The 23068-nt window shown below is 46.1% G+C and carries 20 protein-coding genes and 1 pseudogene; 9 read left to right on the top strand and 12 right to left on the bottom strand.

Translation table 11 applies throughout. The annotated features are described in order from the left end of the window. Positions 1–615: 615 nt before the first annotated feature. Complete coding sequence (locus tag QUA00_RS16790) at positions 616–2493, bottom strand: DUF1565 domain-containing protein (protein WP_333410286.1); 1878 nt, start codon at positions 2491–2493, stop codon at positions 616–618. 214 nt (positions 2494–2707) lie between these two features. On the opposite strand from QUA00_RS16790, the gene QUA00_RS16785 reads away from it, so the two are divergent. Both QUA00_RS16785 and thiS read left to right on the top strand, forming a co-directional pair. Continuing rightward, on the top strand, positions 2708–3790 hold the full coding sequence (locus QUA00_RS16785; protein ID WP_333410285.1) for a thiamine phosphate synthase: 1083 nt from the start codon (positions 2708–2710) through the stop codon (positions 3788–3790). Positions 3791–3887: 97 nt separating this feature from the next. Further along, complete coding sequence (gene thiS / locus QUA00_RS16780; protein WP_333410283.1) at positions 3888–4100, top strand: sulfur carrier protein ThiS; 213 nt, start codon at positions 3888–3890, stop codon at positions 4098–4100. Between the two features lie 7 nt (positions 4101–4107). Here the strand turns inward: thiS and QUA00_RS16775 are convergent, their stop codons facing one another. The 7 genes from QUA00_RS16775 to QUA00_RS16745 all read right to left on the bottom strand — a co-directional run bounded on the left by QUA00_RS16775 (position 4108) and on the right by QUA00_RS16745 (position 9070). After that, entirely contained in the window at positions 4108–4623 is a 516-nt protein-coding gene (locus QUA00_RS16775; RefSeq protein WP_333410282.1) for a hypothetical protein, read from the bottom strand. Beyond that, positions 4620–5636, bottom strand: a complete 1017-nt coding sequence (locus tag QUA00_RS16770) for an AAA family ATPase (protein ID WP_333410281.1) — start codon at positions 5634–5636, stop codon at positions 4620–4622. The genes QUA00_RS16775 and QUA00_RS16770 overlap by 4 nt, the downstream gene beginning before the upstream one ends. A 143-nt stretch (positions 5637–5779) precedes the next feature. Continuing rightward, a complete protein-coding gene (gene rpmA / locus QUA00_RS16765; protein WP_190738131.1) occupies positions 5780–6079 on the bottom strand; it encodes a 50S ribosomal protein L27 in 300 nt (99 codons plus the stop codon). 27 nt (positions 6080–6106) lie between these two features. Continuing rightward, positions 6107–6499, bottom strand: a complete 393-nt coding sequence (gene rplU / locus QUA00_RS16760; RefSeq protein ID WP_333036112.1) for a 50S ribosomal protein L21 — start codon at positions 6497–6499, stop codon at positions 6107–6109. A 380-nt stretch (positions 6500–6879) separates the two neighbouring features. Continuing rightward, positions 6880–7095, bottom strand: a complete 216-nt coding sequence (locus QUA00_RS16755) for a hypothetical protein (protein WP_333145179.1) — start codon at positions 7093–7095, stop codon at positions 6880–6882. 419 nt (positions 7096–7514) lie between these two features. Beyond that, positions 7515–8024: a DUF3122 domain-containing protein gene (locus QUA00_RS16750; protein ID WP_333410279.1), complete on the bottom strand. Its 510-nt coding sequence runs from the start codon at positions 8022–8024 to the stop codon at positions 7515–7517. A gap of 110 nt (positions 8025–8134) precedes the next feature. Then, positions 8135–9070: a hypothetical protein gene (locus QUA00_RS16745; protein ID WP_333309297.1), complete on the bottom strand. Its 936-nt coding sequence runs from the start codon at positions 9068–9070 to the stop codon at positions 8135–8137. A 519-nt stretch (positions 9071–9589) separates the two neighbouring features. On the opposite strand from QUA00_RS16745, the gene QUA00_RS16740 reads away from it, so the two are divergent. Beyond that, complete coding sequence (locus QUA00_RS16740) at positions 9590–11116, top strand: NB-ARC domain-containing protein (RefSeq protein ID WP_333410277.1); 1527 nt, start codon at positions 9590–9592, stop codon at positions 11114–11116. A 183-nt stretch (positions 11117–11299) separates the two neighbouring features. On the opposite strand, the gene QUA00_RS16735 is transcribed toward QUA00_RS16740, so the two are convergent. After that, entirely contained in the window at positions 11300–11671 is a 372-nt protein-coding gene (locus QUA00_RS16735) for a c-type cytochrome (RefSeq protein ID WP_333145175.1), read from the bottom strand. 74 nt (positions 11672–11745) lie between these two features. Continuing rightward, positions 11746–13233, bottom strand: coding sequence for a glycerol kinase GlpK (glpK, locus tag QUA00_RS16730; protein WP_333410276.1), 1488 nt, complete (start codon positions 13231–13233; stop codon positions 11746–11748). A gap of 100 nt (positions 13234–13333) precedes the next feature. Between glpK and QUA00_RS16725 the strand changes: the two genes are divergently transcribed. Further along, positions 13334–13918, top strand: coding sequence for an endonuclease dU (locus tag QUA00_RS16725; RefSeq protein WP_333410274.1), 585 nt, complete (start codon positions 13334–13336; stop codon positions 13916–13918). Between the two features lie 280 nt (positions 13919–14198). Here QUA00_RS16725 and QUA00_RS16720 read toward each other — a convergent pair whose 3' ends face one another. Next, positions 14199–15416 (bottom strand): hypothetical protein, encoded by a 1218-nt coding sequence (locus tag QUA00_RS16720; RefSeq protein WP_333410273.1) that lies wholly within the window; start codon positions 15414–15416, stop codon positions 14199–14201. Between the two features lie 1062 nt (positions 15417–16478). On the opposite strand from QUA00_RS16720, the gene apcA reads away from it, so the two are divergent. The 3 genes from apcA to QUA00_RS16705 all read left to right on the top strand — a co-directional run bounded on the left by apcA (position 16479) and on the right by QUA00_RS16705 (position 18170). Then, positions 16479–16964, top strand: coding sequence for an allophycocyanin subunit alpha (gene apcA, locus QUA00_RS16715; RefSeq protein WP_333036136.1), 486 nt, complete (start codon positions 16479–16481; stop codon positions 16962–16964). A gap of 176 nt (positions 16965–17140) precedes the next feature. Continuing rightward, positions 17141–17626: an allophycocyanin subunit beta gene (gene apcB / locus QUA00_RS16710; protein WP_006634930.1), complete on the top strand. Its 486-nt coding sequence runs from the start codon at positions 17141–17143 to the stop codon at positions 17624–17626. A 340-nt stretch (positions 17627–17966) separates the two neighbouring features. Further along, on the top strand, positions 17967–18170 hold the full coding sequence (locus tag QUA00_RS16705; RefSeq protein ID WP_006634929.1) for a phycobilisome linker polypeptide: 204 nt from the start codon (positions 17967–17969) through the stop codon (positions 18168–18170). A gap of 236 nt (positions 18171–18406) precedes the next feature. On the opposite strand, the gene QUA00_RS16700 is transcribed toward QUA00_RS16705, so the two are convergent. Further along, entirely contained in the window at positions 18407–18829 is a 423-nt protein-coding gene (locus tag QUA00_RS16700; RefSeq protein WP_333410272.1) for an EamA family transporter, read from the bottom strand. A 36-nt stretch (positions 18830–18865) separates the two neighbouring features. On the opposite strand from QUA00_RS16700, the gene QUA00_RS16695 reads away from it, so the two are divergent. After that, positions 18866–20086 (top strand): FtsW/RodA/SpoVE family cell cycle protein, encoded by a 1221-nt coding sequence (locus tag QUA00_RS16695; RefSeq protein WP_333145169.1) that lies wholly within the window; start codon positions 18866–18868, stop codon positions 20084–20086. 448 nt (positions 20087–20534) lie between these two features. After that, positions 20535–23063 (top strand): annotated as a pseudogene (locus QUA00_RS16690) (CHAT domain-containing protein). The last annotated feature ends 5 nt before the right edge of the window (positions 23064–23068 follow it).

The following is a 23068-nucleotide window of genomic DNA, read 5'->3' as shown; positions in this document are numbered from 1 at the left end:
GTCAAGTTTGGTAAAGAAAGTGTTTTTAGGCGCGCAGTTGGTGTTAACTTAAAAACATGAGGGGCAAAACCAAGAAGCACCAAAAACTTGGATAAAAAATTTGAAATTAGAGTATTTGTCCCGATCGGCTCTAGTTCGCAGGCAACGCCTGAACCCTGTAGCTTATTAGTAAATAAAGGTTGACATTGCGATTCGTATTGGTTAGATAGCTTGAGGCTATTGGATTAATCAAAATTTGCGATCGCACAACAGTCAAACACAGAAGTCTGAATAGACTCCGCTGATAGCTAGCTCGTCTCCAGAGTAGTTGCCAAAAAGTCCACCTTAGTTGTAGTTTGCTGAAACTCAGCAGAGCTAAAAACCCACTTGAATCAACTTAATTTACAAACTTTTTAGGGTCTGGCATCCGATATGCTAGGCCCTAAAAGTTTTGATCGTTGACAGTTGACAGTTGACAGTTGATAGTTGACAGTTGACAGTTGACAAACTAATAGACCTCTTGCAAAAGTCCTTTTAATAAAATTTTGGAACGGGCATCTTGCCCGTCCTAGTTATTTTTGAAAGAGGTCTAATGACTACTGACTAATGACTACTGACTACTGACTAATGACCATTTCATTTAATTTCTTCAATTCGAGCATTCAAACCGTTAGCGCTGAGCATTTGTACCAATTCCTCAGCTTTTTCGCGTTCCCGAAAAGCACCGGCTTGCATCACGGGTCGCCCGCTGGCAAAACTGCGAAAAGCACCGGGAACGAGGGATTGCATTTTTTGTCGATCGCCCCAACTGTTGGTATCCACCACAACTCGATAGCGCAAACCCAAAGCCGATGGTAGATCGAACGACGGCGAATTATCCCCGGCATCGGGCAAAGAATTCCCCCCTAAAGGTGCAGGTACATAACCGCCCCTTCCGATAGGAATGTTGCGGCCAGGAACCGGTAATCTACCCTCGGAAGCAACCGAACTCGAACTATCAAAATTGGGAGGAATCATTGGTTGCTGTACCGAACTTTCCGAAACCGATCGATAATTCGGATCGGGCACAGGAATTGCGATCGTCCCTGGGACTACCGATGAAGCACCGACATTCCTCCCAGAAAGCTCTTGCTGCAACTGAGCGCTTGGCGGTGCCGATAGATTTTGCACCGGCAGCCTTGAAACGGGCGCAGGCGGGGGAAGTGGCGCTCTTTCAACTCTGGGGCTTAGCCGTCCGGGGGTGTAAGCAGGGAGAGAAGTGTCGGGGCCACCGATGTTGGGAGGTCGATCGGCTATACGCTGCAAAGCACTTCCCCCCATTGGCCCAGGGGTAAAAGTTCCCGCCACATCAACCGATCCCGTCGTCCGGCTGCTCAACAATTGATTGCCGTAAGCTGGGATTACTTGACCTTTTGCCGCATTGTTCACATCATACTGACCGTTGTTGCGAATGACATTGCCCCCCGGTTCGGCCGCAGTTCCCAAATCCGGCAGAGCTCTCGATATCGCCACAATTCCGTCCCGGCGGTTACTCTCGATATAATTGTTACGCAGCACCGGCCTAGCATTAGCTTGCACCACCACGCCATCCTTATTGCGAGTAATTTTGTTACCGATTAGCAGAGGCGAAGCGTTCTGCGCTACATTCACCCCAAATCCCGTGTTTTCAAACACATTATCTCGAACTTCCGGCTGGGAAGTGCCAAAAATAGTAATGCCGTTAGCTCCATTTTTCGAGAAAACATTCCCGCCAATCGTCGGCCTGGAAGTACCCACTACCGAAATTCCGTCGTGAGTGCTGCCAGAAAAAGTATTGTTAACAACTGTCGGAGAACTCGATTCGATCCACAAAGCGTAACCCCGATAGTTGGTATTCGTCACAGTCACCCCGCTGAGTCCCGCCCCATCTGCGCCTAAAATCGCAATATTTTGACCCGCCGAAGTCGGACTGATAAAATATCCTCCGCCTTTGATGACAATATTCTGACCGCGAGTGTGGGGATTTCCCTGAACTGTCACGCTGGGCCTGAGCATTAATGGAAATTTTTCGCCGGTTTGCTCGCTGTAAGTACCGGGCGCTAGCAAAATCGCTGTCTTGGGCGGGGCGACGCTTAAGGCGTAGGTAAGGGTTTTAAACGGAGCTCGATCGCTGCCGTTGCCTCCTGTGTCGCTGCCGCCGATCGAGCTGACGTACAGTATGTTGATCTCGCTCTGCAGCGTCTGAGAAAGTAGCTGCACTCCCGGTATCCCGGCAGCGATAACTGAGGGTGGAGGGGTGCAAAAAGCGGTCATCGCAAAAACGAGCAGAAGGCAAGAACTCAAACAAGATTTTTGCGATCGCTTTTCTTTGCACTCGCTATATTGAGAATTTAGGAGCATAAATAAACCCCACTGATTTGCGATCCGAGTTCCGCTTCCCGAATTCGGTGTCGGGTTTTCGCGATCGAACTTTGATTTCACCCGCCTGCTGGGGTTTTCTTCTGTTAATCTTTTGTGTTGTTCTGCTAACCTCACGGCTCTCCTCCGAAGTGTGGTATGCAGTTTAACGATTCCACTCTCATCAAGTTTGATCTATTATGCTTTGTTTTCATCAAAAACTTAAAAAATTATTGTCGAATTTACATTGGTTTATGGCAAAATTAAGCCGCCTGCTTTGCCACAATCTTGACAGCGTGGGACAATGTAGCGGTTTGACTGGTAGGATTAATTATAATTAGGGTGGTTGTGAATGACCGACAAACAAAACAGAACTTTACCGGCACAGCCAGCCCTCTGCCGGATTTTAGATGCAAATTTAGATCGATCGCGCGAAGGGTTGAGAATTATTGAAGAATGGTGCAGGTTTGGTCTCAACAGCGCCGATTTAGCTGGCGAGTGCAAGGAACTGCGTCAAGAATTGGCTGCTTGGCACGTCGCAGAACTTCGCAGTGCTAGGGATACGCCGGCTGATCCGGGTACGGAGTTGACTCACCCGCAGGAAGAGCAGCGTTCGAGCATTCAGCAGCTACTGGAGGCGAATTTCTGTCGGGTGGAAGAAGCTCTGCGGGTACTCGAAGAGTATGGCAAAATTTACGATCGGAATATGGGCGCGGCTTTTAAGCAGATGCGCTATCGGGTTTATACTCTCGAAAGCGATTTGCTGGCTTACCGGCGCTACCAGCAGTTACTTCGATCGCAGTTATACCTCGTAACTTCGCCGAGAGACAACTTGTTGGGAGTCGTGGAAGCTGCTTTGCAAGGGGGACTGACTTTGGTGCAGTACCGCGACAAAACCTCAGACGACGGCGCAAAGCTGGCCAACGCGCGTAAGCTTTGCGAACTTTGTCACCGCTATGATGCTTTGCTGATTGTGAACGATCGCGTGGATTTTGCGATCGCAGCGGATGCCGACGGCGTACACTTAGGACAGGGAGATTTGCCTGTGGCAGAAGCGCGCAAGTTGCTCGGCCCGGGACGCATCATCGGTTGTTCGACTACCAATGGCGAGGAAATGCAGCGAGCGGTTGATGCGGGAGCCGACTATATTGGAGTTGGGCCTGTTTACTCCACTCCTACTAAACCTGATAAACAGGCGGCAGGTTTGGACTATGTGCGGTATGCTGCTACTAAGTCACCGATTCCCTGGTTTGCGATCGGCGGAATTGATATCAACAACCTCGATGAAGTATTGAATGCGGGAGCTCAAAGGGTTGCCATAGTACGCGCGATTATGGAAGCAGAACAGCCTACTTTAGTCACGCAGTTTTTCATCTCGCAGTTGATTCGGATGCAGAATCTAAAAGCTCAAAAAGCTTTGCACGGAAAAAGCTAGGTTGATTGGAGATTTGTAGGGCGGGTTGAGCACAGGAAATCTGTGCATAAAATATAATTTTGTTACCAAACCCGCCCTGAAAACTGATATTTTACTTATGATAAATCAAATTGCGCTGCAAGTTAACGGAGAAACCCGCAATTGTGCGATCGACACACCGTTACCAAAATTACTAGAAGAATTGGGATTAAACCCGCGCTTGGTGGCTGTGGAGTACAACGGCGAAATTCTGCACAAACAATTTTGGGAAGCTACACAGATGCAAGAAGGTGACATCTTAGAAGTTGTCACAATTGTCGGAGGAGGCTAGCCACAAATTAGCTAATCAATCCTTGTAATCTAGCCATTGTGTCATTCAGCACCACCACAGAAGTCGCAGATAAATTCCAAGTTTTGATTGTAGGGTTGAGTGCTTTTTTGAGCGCATCCTGTAGCGGTGGTAGCCATGCCTCTTGATGTCCCTTGATCACCAGTATTAAGCGAAAACTGGCTTTTTTCAGATCAAGGGTTTGAAAGGAGTTAGGCAATTCTTCATAGGTAGAATGGCGCTTTAGGCAAGTTGCCACACTTAAAGTGAGCGCGTTGGTCAACTTCTCTTGAATTTCGAGGAGAAATTCATCGAAATTCGGCTGAGTTTCAGGACGTGGGGAACTCTGCTTTGCCTCCACAATCCATACTATAGAGTCATCTTGGGAATGGAGCAGTAAGAACTCCGCTATCTTCACGCCTTCGTTGATTTTTTGATAAGTTTCGCTTTTCTCAATGTAGAAGCAATCTCCTTCTGGGTAAGGGCCGAATGTCATCCCAGACTCAATAATTGGCTCAGTCGTCATTGCAATGCCAGCTCCACCTCTTCTTTGTAGAGATGGATTGATTCGTCGATAATTGGGTTGTCTGGCAACCCTTCCCTGAGATTTGCGAGCTCCCAACGATTATCTTTCACAGAAATTATTGGAATTGAGAGTCTATCCTTTTTCTGTGCAATGAGAAACAGTTTTTTGATGACAAAATAGGAGTGACTCGCCATGATAAACTGGATTCCACACTCAGCTAACATGGCAATAATATCGAGAAACTTTGAAATTGTGGCTGGATGTAGTGCTGATTCTGGCTCATCGATGAAGATTACCGATTTTTGGTCAAGATAACGGTTCCCTAGTAAGGTGTCAAGAATGGAAATCTTCTTAATACCTTCTGCCGTTACGCCAATAGGGAACTTTTGATTCCCCTTCTTGAACTGCCAACGCCCCAAATTTTCATCATACTCAACCTTTCCCTCTAGAATCTCGCTTAGGTTCTTTCTGGACATAGCAAACTGCTGGTAATTTCGGCCACCTGTAGGATGTTGGCGCAGTGCTCGTGCTAAATCGAGATAGGTATCATCGAAACCGAAGGTCTTGCTCTGTTCGCGGGATTGTAGAATGATATGATGCAGGGAGAGAACTTCTTTTGTAGGTAAAAAAATAGAATTACTACTTCGAGGTGGAACATGATTTTCTAGAGTTTGGATATTTTTCGTGGTGTCTTTACCAAATCTATAATAAAAATCTTGACCATCACAATTGAGCTTGAAAGATAGTGGTTCATCTGCTCCTTTGCTCACAAGGTCGCCGATTTTCTCTATCTCAAAAGTCCAATACAGTTTGTCTGCGAGTATTTCGGAAGCATTGCGTGGTTCGTTGCCCCGTTTATACTCTTCTAGGGTTCGCATAGCACTGTAAAGCGCTTTGAGCAGAATGGTTTTACCTGTTCCATTGCCGCCGATAATCAAATTAATGTGACCTAAGTTCTCGCACTTGAACTGATGGATAGGTCCAAAGTTCTTGAGTTCAAGGCTGTTTATCATCGGTTATTTCTCACAAAACTTGTCTACCAAACCTTAGATACCCGACTTCTTAAAGAAGTCGGGTATCTGGGTATATTGAGATAGAAAATCAGGAGGCATAGCCTCTAGATATGCGTTCCCAGGCATAGCCTAGGAACGAGGAATTAAACTGCGACAGCTTCAGCCACGGGCTCAGCCACAGGTGCTGCTACAACAGGATAAATGCTGACTTTCTTGCGAGTTTTGCCTTTTCTCTCAAAAGTCACCACACCGTCAATCATGGCAAACAGAGTATCATCTCTGCCGATACCAACATTATTACCAGGGTGAACTTTAGTGCCGCGTTGACGGATCAAAATGTTGCCAGCTTTGACAACTTGACCGCCGTACTTTTTGACACCCAGACGCTGAGAATTAGAGTCGCGTCCGTTACGTGTACTGCCTGTACCTTTCTTGTGGGCCATAATATCCTCAACTGTATTTACTATTTTTTATTCTGAATCAGTTTCGGCGGTTTGGGGAGTTTCAACAACTGCTTGAGTTAAGTCTCTGGCGGCCAAGACTGTACCGTTGACGCTGATGGAGTCAATCATAAAGCGAGTTGTTTCTTGACGGTGCCCTTTTTTCTTCCGAGTTTTCTTTTTCGGCTTCATCTTGTAGACGAGGACTTTGCGGCCCCGGAAATGCCGTAGAACCGTTCCTTCTACAGTGGCATTTTCTAGTAAAGGCTGGCCGATATGAACCTCGCCTTCGTGCTGGATCAGAAATACTTTGTCTATGGTGACTTTGGATTCAGCTTCAACGTGAAGCAGTTCGATGTCGTAGAAGCGGCCTGGTTCTACCCGAAATTGTTTGCCGCCGGTTTCAATGATTGCGTAAGTCATGGGATGGTTGTTGAGATTGCCGTACAGGTAGCTGATGAGTCTTTGGTCATTGGTCGTTGTGGACTTTTGACTGCTGACTGCTCTCCAGCTTTTGGAATGTCTTAACCTGATCCGAGCCGGATTTAGACAGACAATCTACCATTATTCGCGATTTTGGTATTTTTGTCAAGTTCGATCGCGCTGGAAAGTTCTAATTAGGTAAGACTTACGCACGGGTGGTCAGAAACCGGGTGTTTTTACGAAAATTCTTCGTTTTCAGCCAGAGATTAGGTAAAAAACCCGGTTTCTTCGGTCTTAATGGGTAAGTCCTGTTAGGGATAAAAATAGAAGATGCTGTAAATTTTTTATCCCATTGATCCAAAAGGGCGATCGAACTGGATTCAAGCCGTCGCAGAACATTTGCGCGATCGTAACAATTCCAAAGCTTGTTGTTTCACCCTACCTTCCATCACCTCTTTCTGCAAATTAATAAAAGCGTCAAAATCTTCTAAACCATACTTGGTCATCTGCAACTGCTGTCGCAACTGTTCTTCTGCCTCAACCGTTAAGTAACCTGTTGCCAAAGCTTTGCGGACAATTTTACTGATTAAAGTCATAGTAGCTTCACCCTGAATACACCTACGTTAAAACACTGAAGTTTTGTCACCCGACTAACTCAGCTTTGAGTTTGTTTCATAATTACCCTTAAAATAGGTTAAATCTACCTTAAGGTCTAAGTAAATAAAGTTATTTTTAATACATCCCTGAAACTTTAGCTATTTTAAATGTAGAGTACGATTAAATTGATCTATTTAGTTTTTGCCCGACCACATTATTCTTCAAATACGTTAAATCTACCTTAAGGCATAATTTAAACATAACGATTTGTGACATTGGAAATTGTATCGATTTTAAATGTAGAGTGCGATTAAATTTGTATAGCCTTTCTCAGTAACATGAGATACCCGACGTGCATAGGGCATAGGCCTCCGTGGGCATAGGGCATACCTCACCATGCTTGAGAACCGCTATATATTTAGTTTCTTTCTAACAACAGCCGCCATTCTCTGACAGCAAAAGGAGGAACCAGCAATTCTGTTTCTTTTAGATTTTTCACAGGCAAACTCAACAGCAAAGGTCGATTACTTTCCAATTGTGTAATTATTGATTTGAAATCGTATTCTCCGACATTAATTGGCAAACCCGACTCGTTCCAAATATCATTAGCATTGCCCATTTCCCGCTTGCCCGCCGCAACTTTCAGCGGAACAGGATGCTGCAATTCTGTTCCGGGAAATCCTACTAATCTCAGATTTAAAGACTTTACTACTCCCGACTTGACTCGCTTGTACAAAACAACTTGCCATGCTTTATCGTCTGTATCACGCAGGCTTTGTACGGATCGGAACATTACTGTCTCGGCAGTTTCTGGATATTTGTGAATCGAGGCGAAAGCGGGCGGGCTGATAGCTAAGATTAGATACAAACACAAGCTAATGACAGTTAAAGCCTTGAAGAGGGAAGGTTTTCTACTGAGATTGTTCATAGGATGACCAAAATATCGCTTGTTACCCAAAAGTTTAATAGATAAAAAAGTAGGGTACGTCGCAGGCACCCTACTACTCATTTTAAACCTAGATGAATCCAACTGCCTGCTTAGGCGGGAAGAGCATAAAAAGCAACCCCCTCATCCCGGAAATCTGACCTCGCCTGTACCGCCCGCCGCTGCTCTTCGCTTCTTGTGAAAAAGTGTGTAATATTTAGCGGATTTTCCCGTTCCCTCGCCAGGTTGGTAAAACGATAGACGGGTATTGCACCCGGAACTGCGGTGCTATATGAATTGAAAACCTCCCCCTGATCGCGGAACTGGGGTAAGGTGCGAACAAACGTTATCTCACCAGGTTTATTCGTAAAGAAATAGGTTCCTGATGCCGTATTTAAGAAGCGTTGAACCTTGGCGTTACCGTCGCCTGGAGCAACAAATTCATCGCCTTCACTCTGGAAACGAGAAGGGTTGGTTAGTCGGTCACTTTTCTCTATTCGGTCTGTAGTATAAAAATGCCCTCCTGCCGTCTTGTCAAAGAAACGGGCGACGGGAATACCACTACTGCCTCCTGCATTTAAATTCGCACCTGTTAGGGGGTCTTTCAAGGCGACACTCCCACTGGGAGTTGCAACCTGTAATGTGAAAGGCTGAGGAAGTTGTGTTAACGTATTCAAGCTAGTCACGCGGACTACATAGTCCACACCAGGCAGACTTGTAAGCGAATTAGCACCATTTAAGAATTGGACACCAGAACTCGGTATTTTTGAGTTGACGCCGCTGCCGCCATCATCAACCTGAGCAATAAGAAGACCCGTATCAGTGACATTCGCACCCCTGCTGCCTTTGGGTACCTGAAAGACTTGCAAGTAAGGGTCGAAGCTAGTGCTGAGATCTTTAAAAAGATCAATTGATATAGGCTGATTAACTAACTCTACCTCTAAGAGGTAATCTTTAGCGCGAGTTCTTGCAGGACCATCGCCAAGATTAGGAGTGGGGATATCCTTGTCAGTTGTAGTTAACTGATTTGTCACTTGAACTGATGCCATTTAAACTGTCCTCTTAACTTTTCTGATAGCAGGTGTTATAAAATCCTGTCTTCTACATTTATAAAACACTCAATACCGATAAGTTACCTAAGAGCTCTTAGTATTTTTATTAGGTATTTTTGTGAGTACACTAGGTTAAAAATTATCTTTTTAATATAGGACTTACGCCTGGGGGCTCGGAAACGGGGTTTTTTAAGAAAATACTTCAAGCGGGCCCATAGATTCGGTAAAAAACGGGGTTGCCAGGAGTCGGATCGCTTCATTATTCAGTTGACAGTTGACAGTTGACCTGGGACAGCGACCTCTACCTGGAAGAGGATTGGAGTAATGAATAGTCTGCTTTTAATTTCTCCCGATCGGGCTTGGGGCTTTAAACTAATTCTTTCTGGTAAGTATTGTAATATTTAAAAGGTTGTACCTAAATTTTCCTCACACACCCGTAAAAATAGGCAGAAAGTTAGACCCTTAAGCTGGTAAAATTATCAATAATTATGACTGTGCTTCTGCTTGTGAGTATAAATGACCTACCAAAATAAACCTTTACAAATACCAGCACAAAAGTTTATAGAGGCTGCGGCTTGCTGGAATCTCGAACAGTTATATGCAGACTTGACAGCGGCCAAGCAAGATTACACTTGCAGTAGAAAGCAGCGACTCACTCCTTTAGAAAAAACTTACCTGCGAGGATTGCTTTGCAATTATAGTCCGGTGGAAATCGCCGCCGCACTCCACCGCGAATGTGCCGGTATTAGAGTAGACTTATCGAGAGGGCTGTATCGCTACATTCAAGTTTTGACGCTGCAACAACCGAAAGACTGGAAAGAAATCCCAAGTATGCTAGAAATACGTGGTTATCAACAAAAGAGTAATGGAGAAACATTGCTTCCTACATTGAGAAATTATACTCAAACTCCCCAAACTCCCATCGAAAATCGAACTGAATGGGGGCTGGCGGTGGATACGTCTATTTTCTACGGGCGCACAACAGAACTTGCTAACTTAGAACAATGGATTTTACAGGAAGACTGCCGCTTAGTTGCTGTATTGGGTATGGGTGGCATTGGCAAAACTGCTTTAACATCTAAGCTAACAAATCTGATTAAACACCAGTTTGAGTGCTTAATTTGGGTTAACCTCCGTCATGCACCTGTGTTGGCAGATACTCTGGTAAATTTAATCGAATTTTTATCTGATAAACCGCAAAGCGATTTAGATAAATTGCAGTTAATTACTCAGGATAAAAATTTTTTTCAATCTGCGATCTCGCAGATTGAGTTTTCCCTGGAGAACCTAATCGCTTCCACAAATGCAATAGAACCGACAATCATCGCTGATGGTATCCAGCGCCTGATTCAGTGTTTACAAAAGCGTCGATGTTTGATAATCTTAGATGAGTGGGAAGCTGTTTTCTGCACTGAGGAGTTAACAGGAAATTATCGAGAAGGATATCAAGTGTATGGGGAATTTCTGAAACAAGTAGGAACATCGCAGCATCAAAGTTGCTTGCTGTTGACTAGCTGCGAAAAACCTAAAGAAATTGCGGCGTTAGAAGGGCAAAATCAATCTGTACGGTCATTGAAATTGGGTAGCTTGGGAGAAGCGGCTGTGGAAATCCTTAAAAACAAGGGTTTGTCTGAAGAAGGTGAATACTCACAATTGATAGAGGCATACAGCGGCAATCCTTTAGCGTTAAAAATAGTAACGACAACTATTCATGATATGTTTGGGGACAGCATTGCTAACTTTTTAAGAAACGGGCTGTTTCTGGGAGATTATAGCGATACGTTATCTCGGCAGTTTAATCGCTTATCAGGATTAGAAATCCAGCTATTACACTGCATGGCGAAAGAAGTCAAGCCTGTTGGGTGTGAAAAATTGTACTCCGATATTCAGCAAGATCGGGATTCAGAATTGCTGAAGGCCCTGGAATCGCTTTTAAGGCGATCGCTAATTGAAACAGTCCAAGCCGAAAGTGAAACCCTGTTCGCGCTTCAACCTGCGGTAAAGAAATATGTGATGTCTGTGGCAAGATTGCCTAAGCTATAAATTAATACCGTTCAGTTAAGCCAGATCCCCCCTAGCCCCCCTTAAAAAGGGGGGTAGGGGGTGGGACAAGAAGTTGCTCAAAGTCAACCCCTACTCCCCTTTTTAAGGGGGATTTAGGGGGATCTCCTCGGAGTAAACAGTTTTAACCCAAGCGTATTGAGCTATAAATAATCTACCGAGGTTCTATTTCCAATCGGTTTCAGCTTGAGATAGCACGTAAGCTGAAACATCGATAATTTGTTGTTCCGACAAACGATCTTTGTAAGCTGGCATAATACCTTTGCCGTTGGTTACTAAGTTGGAAATGTTGGCGATGGAATCCATGCCGTATTTTTTTAATGCTTTTTGTTTCAAGTTTTTGCCGCGCCTGATAATGTTGCCGCCGTTGATGTGACAGCCTGCACAGTTGGTGCTGAATACTTCGGCTGCGGTTGTGGGATTTGTAGCTGTATCTGCGAGGGCGATTTGGGAATTAGTGGCGATTTCTACAAAGGCCAGTGTCAGTATCAATAGAAAGGCGGTGAGAATTTTTTTAAAGTTATTTAGTGAAATCATTTATTTGCCAGGTAAAAAATAGTGCTGGGTTTAATGATATCACTAAATACGCATTTTGGACTTAACTCAGCGATTTATTCTTCCCAATCGAATGTGCGGGAAACTGCTTTTTTCCAAAAGCGATATTTTTGCTCGCGAAGTGCGATCGGCATTTTCGGTTCCCAAGTACAATCCACCGCCCAATTGTCCCGCAATTCGGCTAGCTGACTCCAAAAACCCACCGCCAAACCGGCCGCATAAGCAGCACCGAGTGCAGTAGTTTCTGCTACCACTGGCCGCACCACAGGCACTCCCAAAACATCGCTCTGAAACTGCATCAGCGTGTGATTTCCCACCATTCCTCCGTCTACTTTTAAAGACAAAAGCTGCACACCCGAATCCTGATTCATCGCATCCAATACTTCTCGCGTTTGCCACGCTGTAGCTTCCAATACTGCGCGGGCAATGTGTGCCTTAGTCGCGTAGCGAGTTAAACCTGCAATTACTCCCCGCGCGCTGTCTTTCCAATAGGGCGCGTAGAGTCCAGAAAATGCCGGGACAACGTAAACTCCGCCACTATCTTCGACTGTATTTGCTAATGTTTCTACTTCCGCAGATGTGTTGATGATGCCCAAATTGTCCCGCAGCCACTGCACTAAAGCTCCGGCGATCGCAATACTGCCTTCCAAAGCATACACAGCGGGCGATTCCCCCATCTTGTAGGCGACTGTTGTTAGTAATCCTTGCTTTGAAGGGACGATCGCCTCACCAGTATTCAGCAGCATAAAACAGCCCGTACCGTAAGTATTTTTCGCCTCCCCCGGACTGAAACAAGTTTGCCCGACGAGGGCGGCTTGCTGATCGCCCAAAGCAGCAGCAATCGGAACACCTGCAAGCAATCCTTTTGCAGTTCCAAAAACTTGACTCGAAGGGCGAATTTCTGGCAGCATCTGGCGGGGAATTGCCATTATTTCCAAAGTTTCGGCATCCCAATCGAGGGTTTGCAAATCCATCAGCATCGTGCGGCTGGCGTTGGTAACATCGGTAATGTGCGCGCCGCCAGTCAGGTGCCAAATCAGAAAAGTATCGACATTGCCAAAAATCGCATCCCCTCGATTTGCAGCTTCCCGCAATCCGGGAATATTGTCCAGCATCCACTTAATTTTCGGCCCGCTGAAATAAGTTGTCAGCGGCAAACCGCATCGTTTTTGAAATCGATCTTTGCCCTCAACTTCAGCTAATTGCTCGCAAATAAAGCGAGTGCGGGTATCTTGCCAAACAATGGCATTACCGTAAGGTTTGCCAGTTTTTTTGTCCCAAATAATTGTAGTTTCGCGCTGGTTGGTAATACCGAGTGCAGCAATATCTTTCGGGTCGATATTGCCGATTTCGAGGGCATTTTTAATCACGCTTTGGGTGCGCTGCCAAATTTCATCGGGATTGTGTTCAACCCATCCTGCTTGGGGATAGATTTGCTGGTGTTCTTGTTGGTCCCTGCAAATTATCTGTCCCTGGCGATCGAATACGATAAATCTGGTGCTGGTGGTTCCTTGGTCGATCGCTGCTATGTATTTTTTGGTCAATTGTCTAAAATATTTTTAGTAATGAGGTCTTTAAGGTATATAATACTATATCTAGAAGTCAAATTAATGTCAAAAACTTTAGCTGACGGAATTCCCCAAGTTGAAACTGGCAGATTTGCTGAGGCTCGATCGCACAATTAAGGTTATTGGCTTTGACGACGCTCCGTTTTCTCGTACAAGCGGCAGCCTGGTGTCGATCGCGGGCATAGTCTGCGGGGGAACTCGATTTGAAGGAATGGTGTGGGGAAAAGTCCTCCCAGACGGATTAGATGCCACGGATGCTATTTCTGGGCTACTCGTCGGAGGCAAGTTTCTGCCGCAATTGCATCTGGTTTTGCTAGACGGAATTGCTTTCGGCGGCTTCAATATTATTGACCTTCCTGAGTTAGCATCGCGGCTACAAATTCCTTGCGTTGCTGTCATGCGCCGCCAACCAGATTTAGCTGCTGTTGAAAAAGCCCTCCGCCATTTACCCGACTCGGAATACCGTTTAGAATTGTTGCGCCGCGCTGGTAAAATTCACGCTTTTGAACCTTTCTTTTTTCAAGTGTGCGGCGAACAACCCGAAGTAATAGCGAGGGTGCTCCAGCGTTTGACAGACACTGGTAAAGTTCCTGAAGCTTTGCGTTTGGCTCATTTGATTGGTGCGGCGGTAATTAATGGAGTTAGTGGCAGTTCTGCTTGAATTGTTGTTAAGAACGGGCAAGATGCCCGTTCCACAAAGAGGAAATTTTCTTGTGCGGTGGGCCGGATATCCTGTTAAGAACGGGCAAGATGCCCGTTCCACAAAGAGGAAATTTTCTTGTGGGGAGTAGGGGTTGGGCCGGAGCTCCCGTTAAGAACGGGCAAGATGCCCGTTCCACACCGACTAAATTTTCTTGTGGGGAGTAGGGGTTGGGCCGGAGAGCCCGCCCAGGAAAGGCTGATTGTAAATGATTTTATTCGATGAGTTTGTACTCACTTACTTACACAATCTCGCCGTCAATTTCACCGAATTCGATTTGAGTTCCCAACGCCAAAGTTAGGGTACTTTCAGGTTCTACCATTTTTATATCGCCTTGAATGTCTGTAGCCCACCAAGCGCGATCGGACAAATTGGTCAATCCTAACGAAATCTCGTTTCTCGATCGAGAAGTCACTATAGCTACAAGACCGTTAGATGCTGCGGCTGTTAAACTCGGTAGGTCAGAGGTGAATAGTTGAGTTCCCGCACTCAGAGGAATAACTCGACTTCCTAATTTCAGGGAAAATTGACCGCTGGTAAAAGAATTTACTGCGGGCTGATCTGATATAAAGGTAGGCGGAAGATTTGTCGGTGTTGGGGCTGGCAAGTCAGAGTTTCCTACTGTAATTGTACAGTTGCCGATTCTCTTTTGGTCGCCCGATCGCAAATAACTCACGGCCCCGCTATCAACATTCTCGCAAACAATTTGACCTGCTTCCAATTCAAACCGCATAGCCAAGGGCGAAACATTAGGAATGCAGATAATAGACAAATTTTCATCACTGCCAAAAGTGATCGGTTCCGAACCCAGAGTCAGAGTGCGATTTGCTCCTGTCTCGTAACTAATTACTAGCCAAGCTTTGTTGAACAAAGTTTCAGCTACAACCAACATGATGCCAATCCAAAAACCGATCGCAGCACAGCCAGCTAAACGACCCGCCGTACCGGATAAATTGTAAGCAAACAGAATAAACAAACAGCCGCCCAACACACCCCCAACACCGCCGCCTCCCATGCCGCGAAGCGCTCCCAAATTAGGAATCCGCTGTGCCAGTCCCAGTCCTAACAAACTGCCAGCTATTCCCCAGCAAATTACTCGCAATAATTCGTTGTTTCCGTCGCCAATTCCGCTGTAAATACCTTCGGCGATCGCCCCAGAAATTGCTCCTGCTATTAAACCAAACAATCCGCCATTTTTTAAAGCCTGTTTAATTTGAGGCTTGCCTTTGATATAGTAATAATAGCCGAACATGATAGCAGTAGCAATGCCACCGCCTACTAATCCAAACCACCGAGCTGTGGACAATACACTGTCAAAAAAAGCACTGTCAAAAAAAGATTCCGAACCAGGGACTCGCTGCATGAAAGGTTCGGTGATTAGATTGCCGACGAAACCGCCGACTGCACCGCTAATCCCAAACTGTAAAGCTTTTTTAAGGGCTGATAGATTTCTTTTCACGGCGCACCAGATTAAAAGTGAGAGTCAAATCTAGCTACAAGCTCGAAAGTTAGGATTTCCGATAATTTTATATCTGGCATCGCGATCGAGAACAGGCAAGATGCCTGTTCCACAAACACAAAGAGTGAGTGAGTGTTCTTGCCGGGAGTAAAAGTTGGGCAGCAGCCATTGGTGTCAACTTAAGCTTTTAGTCCGCCAGTCCTCCCGCTCACCCGGCAGTCCGCCAGGGAATGAATTCCCTGTCTAATAGCGAAAGTCCTCTAAAAGAGGACTGAATCATTCATTAGTCCTCTTTTAGAGGACTTTCGCTTTGAGGCAGGGGTTTCAACCCCTGACGGACTATCGGTTTTACCTTAAGTTGACACGCCTTGGGCAAGAGATCCGGCCCGTCCGAGAATTATTGAGAATGGTGCAAGATGTGAGACGATCGCACATCTGGCCCCTGTCTCCGCGCTGTCTCCCCCCATCTCCCGCTTCCCTCCATCTCAGGGCCAAGCCTTTGAACCTCGCGCCCTCGCCCGTCACAACTCCCTCGCGAGGCCTATATCGCCTGTAACCATTGCTGCAAGATAATTTTAGCAATTTTTTAACGGGGAAATTTTAACTTTTCCGACCCAAGCGAGGGCCCAAATATGAAAAGGAATGTTACAAACTATTACAGTAACACTCAGAATGTGAACATAATGCCTCAAAATACTTGCGAGAGGTAGTTGCGTCCGAGGAGCAATATCCTTACTAACTGTCCGACAGTCACTCGATCGCCACTAAGTGGCCTGCTGCAATCTTTATCATAAATTAAAGATCGCATCAGTCATTTATGGTATTGTAAGCGACAGGCTTAGTGCGGGCACTCACAAGCGCACCGGTGTGAAGAACAAGCGCCGTCAAACACCGAAGGCAGCCGCCCCCCAACAACTTCAACAGTTGCTGGCTGTGGAAAGTCCGACCTTCGGAGTCAAAGCTCCTGCCTGAGCATGAAAGGTAAGGGATGCAAGCGCCCGCCGTCGCTAGCTCAGCGCGGAGCAGTTCGCAATTGCAAAATATCCAGCGGGTACACACAAGATGAGTATCGTCACCAAATCAATCGTCAACGCAGACGCCGAAGCTCGCTACTTGAGCCCAGGTGAATTAGATCGGATCAAAAGCTTCGTCACCTCTGGTGAACGCCGCGTCCGCATCGCCCAAATTTTGAGCGAATCCCGCGAACGCATCGTCAAACAAGCAGGCGACCAACTTTTCCAAAAACGCCCTGATATTGTTTCTCCCGGCGGCAACGCTTACGGCGAAGAAATGACCGCAACTTGCTTGCGCGACATGGACTACTACCTGCGTTTGATTACCTACGGAATCGTAGCTGGCGACATTACTCCGATCGAAGAAATCGGTATTGTCGGCGTCCGCGAAATGTACAAATCTCTCGGCACCCCGATTGAAGCCGTCGCCGAAGGCGTTCGCGCTATGAAAAATGCAGCAAGCTCGCTGCTGTCTGGAGAAGATGCTTCCGAAGCTTCCTCCTACTTCGACTACGTTATCGGTGCGATGCAGTAAGGAATTTCGATTTTAGGTTTTCGATTTTAGATTGAAAAATTGGGCGTTACTGGTAACAAGCTACAAGCTTTTGCAGATAAGCGTCTACTTAAAAATCTCAAATCCCAAATCCCAAATCCCAAATTCTCGCTCCAAAATTGGACTGACTCAGCCACTTTCTAGGAAACAAGACAACCATGCAAGACGCAATTACCGCCGTTATCAATTCCTCTGACGTTCAAGGTAAGTACCTCGACATCAGCGCTCTAGACAAGCTCAAGAACTACTTTGCTTCTGGCGAACTGCGCGTCCGCGCCGCTACCGCCATCAGCGCTAATGCAGCCACAATCGTCAAAGAAGCAGTTGCTAAGTCTCTGTTGTACTCTGATGTAACTCGTCCCGGCGGCAATATGTACACCACTCGTCGTTATGCAGCTTGCATCCGCGACTTGGACTACTACCTGCGCTATGCCACCTACGCTATGCTAGCTGGCGACCCTTCCATCCTCGATGAGCGCGTGCTCAACGGTTTGAAAGAAACCTACAACTCCTTGGGCGTGCCCATCGGTTCTACCGTACAAGCAATCCAAGCAATGAAAGAAGTCACCGCCGGTTTGGTCGGTTCTGACGCTGGTAAAGAAATGGGCGTCTATTTCGACTACATCTGCTCTGGCTTGAGCTAAGACTCAGGAAGAAGGAAGAAGGAAGAAGGAAGTTCGGCAACGGATTCTGTAACGGATGTAACCGATGTAACGGATGTAACAGATTTCAGTCCGATGGAAGTCGGAAGAAGGAAGAAGATTTATTTCTTGCCTCTTTTAACTTTTAACTTTTTACTTTGGACTTGTTACCTTTGACTTTGAAAAGAGGTCAGGGAAGTTGAGAGTGATTGCTAGACCGTCAAAGGCTTGCCGAGAAAGCCCGACGAGTTTTAACGAGCTAGTTTTGACTCCTAACTCCCTGCCTTCAATCTTTAAAAAATCCATCTAATAATCTGTAAACCTACTCAGGAGTTAGTTTCCCATGAGAATGTTTAAGGTGACTGCTTGCGTCCCAAGTCAAACCCGCATCCGCACTCAGCGCGAATTGCAAAATACCTATTTTACTAAGCTCGTTCCTTACGACAACTGGTTCCGGGAACAGCAAAGAATTATGAAAATGGGCGGCAGAATTATTAAAGTGCAACTGGCTACCGGTAAGCCCGGAGCTAATACAGGTTTACTTTAAGAGCCGAAGCTGGATTAGTAGAGGGGTAAGAGGTCGCGATGACCTCTTTTTTGTTGTTATATAGCAATCCTCGCATCATTTGCATAATTATTGTAGGGGCAATCCCCCGTGGTTGCCCGATAGATAGGGGGTAGGCACCCTTAGCACTACCCCTACAAATTTATCTGAATCATTTAGGATTCCTCTAGTAGAAGGAAGAATGTCCAGCGTTGTTAATCTCATCATTGACAAATATTTCAATAAGAAGACAGTATAACTGCGATTATCGCTAACAAAACAGCAAGCATTTGTGGTAACGTAATAGCCTCTTTCAAGAATAAAGACGATAATAATATAGTAATCAGCGGGTAGATAGACGTAACACTCACTACATTGGCAACTTCACCTTTGCCAAGGGCTATAAAAAATACTAATGAGGCCACAGTGCCACAAACGCCAACTAACATGGCAAACAAAATTCCCCTAACATCTCCCTCAAAACTAAAAGTATTAGTTTGGATAATAATAAATAAAGTAGTTAAGATAGCGCCAATTGCTTCATAAACAAAAGCAGTTTTGTAGTCAATATATTTAGTCGCTAAATTGCCAAAAAATCCCCACAAACCATATAATAGCGAACAGATTAATGCGTAAATTAACCAATCTGGTACTTTAGCCATCTTTGTTAGAGTTTATTGAGAGCATTCTAAAATCCTATGGCTAATGACATTCGACGCTTGATTCCCTTTTTTGACCCCAGCGCCTCTCAATGGGCCGCTGAGGCTCGGTGGCTGAGGTGGCTGACTTTTCTGTGGCTGTTTGTCGGGCTGACAGCATTGTTTTCGGCTTCCTATCCCATTGCAAATTATGAATTTGGAGATGGCCTTTATTATTTTAAACGACAGCTAATCGCAGTGGCGATCGGGCTGGCAGGTTTTAACTTGATGGTATACTCCCCCCTACGGTACCTGCTGAAAACAGCTCAGTTAGGCGTCCTGTTGCTGCTGGGATTGCTGTGGCTGACCTTGGTTCCGGGGGTGGGAACCACAATCAACGGGGCAACTCGCTGGATATCTTTGGGCCCGGTTCCGATTATTCAACCTTCTGAATTGATCAAGCCGTTTTTTGTTCTCCAAAGCGCCCGCATTTTCGGCAACTGGTCCCGGTTGACGAATAAAGTTCGCTTAACTTGGCTGTTAATTTTCGGTGCAATGCTTTTGGGAATTTTGTTGCAGCCAAATTTAAGTACCACGGCTTTGTGCGGGATGACTTTGTGGTTGGTGGCTTTGGCTGCGGGCTTGCCTTACTTGCAGTTGGGCGCAACGGCTATGGGGGGAATGCTTTTAGCGGTTTTAAGTATTAGTTTGAGGGAATATCAGCGCCGCCGGATTATGTCTTTTCTCAATCCTTGGGCTGATCCGATGCAAGACGGCTATCAGTTGATTCAAAGTCTGCTGGCTGTCGGTTCAGGGGGCATTTGGGGTGTGGGTTTGGGGATGTCGCAGCAAAAGTTATTTTATTTGCCGATTCAGTACAGCGATTTTATTTTTGCTGTGTTTGCTGAGGAGTTTGGTTTGGTGGGAGGTTTCTCGCTGTTGCTGATGTTGGCGGCATACTCTACTGTGGCTTTGAGGGTGGCGACGCGGGCCCGGAATATTGAGAGTCAGTTGGTGGCGATTGGGGTGATGGTGGTGATGGTGGGACAGTCGCTGCTGAATATTGGGGTGGCGACGGGGGTTTTACCGACTACGGGTTTGCCGCTGCCGTTTTTTAGTTACGGGGGTTCTTCGATGTTGGCGAGTTTGTTGTTGTCGGGGTTGCTGATTCGGGTGGCTAGGGAAAGTTCTGAGGCTGATGTGGTTTCTTTGGATGGACGCAGAGGGAAGCCGGAAAAGCCGAATTTGCGATCGAACAACGGCAATACACAAACGGAATAATTTGTCAATAGCAAACTAACCCGGTTTTTGGCAAAAATCGGGTTAGTTTATTACTTAAAAACTACTGGCAGAATACCAATTTATAGGAACCGGTATTGTAGGGAAGAACACTGATTTTGAGAAAAAAAGAAGTCGGTGTTCTTAAGGCAATTCGAGATTTATATCGTCACAGATGAATGTCGATCGACTATTTCCGCCCGTCACCCTTATTTGGCGGTTCTTCTTGTTGTTCTTGAGGTTTAGCTGTGATGTCAGCTAATTCTTTTTTGTCTGGTTGCGGTGTTTCTGGAGTTGAGTTAGCCATTGAGTTTAGTCCTAAATAGATGCACCGCTTAATTGTATCGTTTCGGGCTGCCAATCTATTGCTGTAGATAGCGAGATGAAAATTAAGACAAACAATTCTCATGGAGTGGCATTTGAGCTTTAATAAGTGTTAGCAATATTTTAGATGCGTCAAGCGGATACTCAAACCAGAGGCGACTCAAAAGTTATGAAACTGCAAAAAATAGGATGGTCGGGACTGATCTCAATCTTAGCGGCGCTGACTATAGGTGAGTTTCGATTTATCCCTAACTCTCAATTTAAAATCATCAATTCTCAGGCCTTGGCTCAAACGCAAGCTGAGCGGAAAGCCGAAGCAGACCGACTGTTAGACCAAGGGGTTCAGCAGTATCAGATTAGTCAATTTCAAGCTGCATTGCAGTCTTGGCAACAGGCACTAATAATTTATAGAGAAATTAAAAACCGCAAAGGTGAAGGGAAAGCTCTGGGAAATCTGGGAAATGCTTACTTTTCCCTCGGCGACTACGCCAAAGCGATCGACTACCTTCAGCAGGACTTGGCGATCGCGCGAGAAATTAAAGACCGCCAAGGTGAAGGGGTGTCGCTGGGAAATCTGGGAAATGCTTACAATTCCCTCGGCGACTACGCCAAAGCCATCGAGTACGCTCAGCAGTGGTTGGCGATCGCGCGCGAAATTAAAGACCGCCGAAGCGAGGGGAGAGCTCTAGGACATCTGGGAAATGCTTACAATTCCCTCGGCGACTACGCCAAAGCGATCGAGTACGCTCAGCAACAGTTGGCAATCGCGCGAGAAATTAAAGACCGCCAAGGCGAGGGGCAGGCGCTGGGAATTCTGGGAATTGCTTACGATTTCCTCGGCGACTACGCCAAAGCGATCGAGTACGCTCAGCAGGTGTTGGCGATCGCGCGCGACATTAAAGACCGCGAAATCGAGGGGAAAGCTCTGGGAAGTCTGGGAATTGCTTACAATTCCCTCGGCGACTACCCCAAAGCCATCGAGTACACTCAGCAGGGGTTGGCGATCGCGCGAGAAATTAAAGACCGCCCAAGCGAGGGGAAAGCTCTGGGAAGTCTGGGAAGTGCTTACCTTTCCCTCGGCGACTACGCCAAAGCCATCGAGTACCTTCAGCAGGTGTTGGCGATCGCGCGAGAAATTAAAGACCGCCAAAGCGAGGGGACAGCTCTGGGAAATCTGGGATTTGCTCTCGCCAACTCTGGCAATCTCCCAGCAGCAGAGAAAACCCTACTTGATAGTATTAAAGTTTCGGAATCTGTCCGTGCTGGATTAGACGATGCCAATAAAGTGTCAATCTTTGAAACTCAAACTTACCCCTACGTCACTTTACAACAAGTCTTCATTGCTCAGAAAAAAACTAATGACGCTTTAGAAATTGCCGAGCGGGGTAGAGCCAGAGCTTTTGTGGAGTTATTGGCATCTCGCCTTGCCGCATCTGCCTCTGTCACAACTACTATCAACCCGCCCAATATCCAGCAAATTCAACAAATCGCTAAAGAGCAAAACGCTACCCTCGTCGAGTATTCAACTATTGAGAATCAAGCCCTTTATATTTGGGTCATCAAGCCGACTGGTGAAATTACATTTCGCTCAGTTGACCTCAAAACTCTGAACATCAATCTACCCGAAGCCACTGAACAGACAAGAGTATCTGCTGCTACCGGGAGGAGAGGATTAAACGAGCCAGATACAGCCTTAGCTGAGATGATTCGCGGCACTCGCGATGCTCTGGGTGTATCGGGGGACACTGCCAATCGACAAGCGGCTAATCGCCCTGATTCTACCCCTGCTAATTCTCGCATAATCTACCCCAAATTACAGCAAAGTTATCAACTACTCATTCAACCCATTGCCGATCTTTTACCTACTGACCCGAATGCTCCTATCATCTTCATTCCCCATCAATCCCTGTTTTTAGTTCCCTTTGTCGCCTTACAAGATCCGACAGGTCAATATCTGATAGAAAAACATACCATCCTCACCGCTCCCGCCATTCAAATTTTGCAGTTAACCCGCCAATCACGGCAAAAAGCCCGACAACTTTCTCTGCAAAATAACCTCGTCGTCGGCAATCCAATCATGCCCAAAATTGGCACCCCGCCGCGCCAATTAGATCCATGACCGGGCAGCGAACAGGAAGCAATTACAATTGCCCAACTTCTGAATACTAAACCGATTACAGGCTCTCAAGCGACTAAAGCATCGATTACTCAACAGATGCTAAAAGCCCGGATTATTCATCTGGCAACTCACGGATTACTAAATGAAGTGAAGAGGCGAGATTTACCGGGAGCGATCGCCCTGGCTCCATCAGGAAATGATGATGGATTGCTGACTTCGAGCGAAATCTTGGATTTAAAATTAAATGCTGAATTAGTGGTATTAAGTGCTTGCAATACTGGCAGAGGAAAACTCACAGGTGATGGTGTGCTTGGGTTATCTCGTGCTTTAATTAGTGCTGGAGTTTCTAGTATTATCGTTTCTCTGTGGTTAGTGCCCGATGCTGCGACAGCGGAATTAATGGCAGAATTCTATCGCCAATTACAGCTAAACCCGAATAAAGCTCAAGCTTTGCGGCAAGCGATGCTGATGACAATGAAGATGCACCCAAATCCGCAAGATTGGGCGGCGTTTACGCTGATTGGCGAAGCAGAATAAGATTT

The sequence above is a fragment of the Microcoleus sp. T2B6 genome (assembly GCF_036700475.1).
In the GTDB taxonomy this organism is placed as follows: domain Bacteria; phylum Cyanobacteriota; class Cyanobacteriia; order Cyanobacteriales; family Microcoleaceae; genus Microcoleus.
This window is presented reverse-complemented; position numbering and strand designations above follow the sequence as displayed.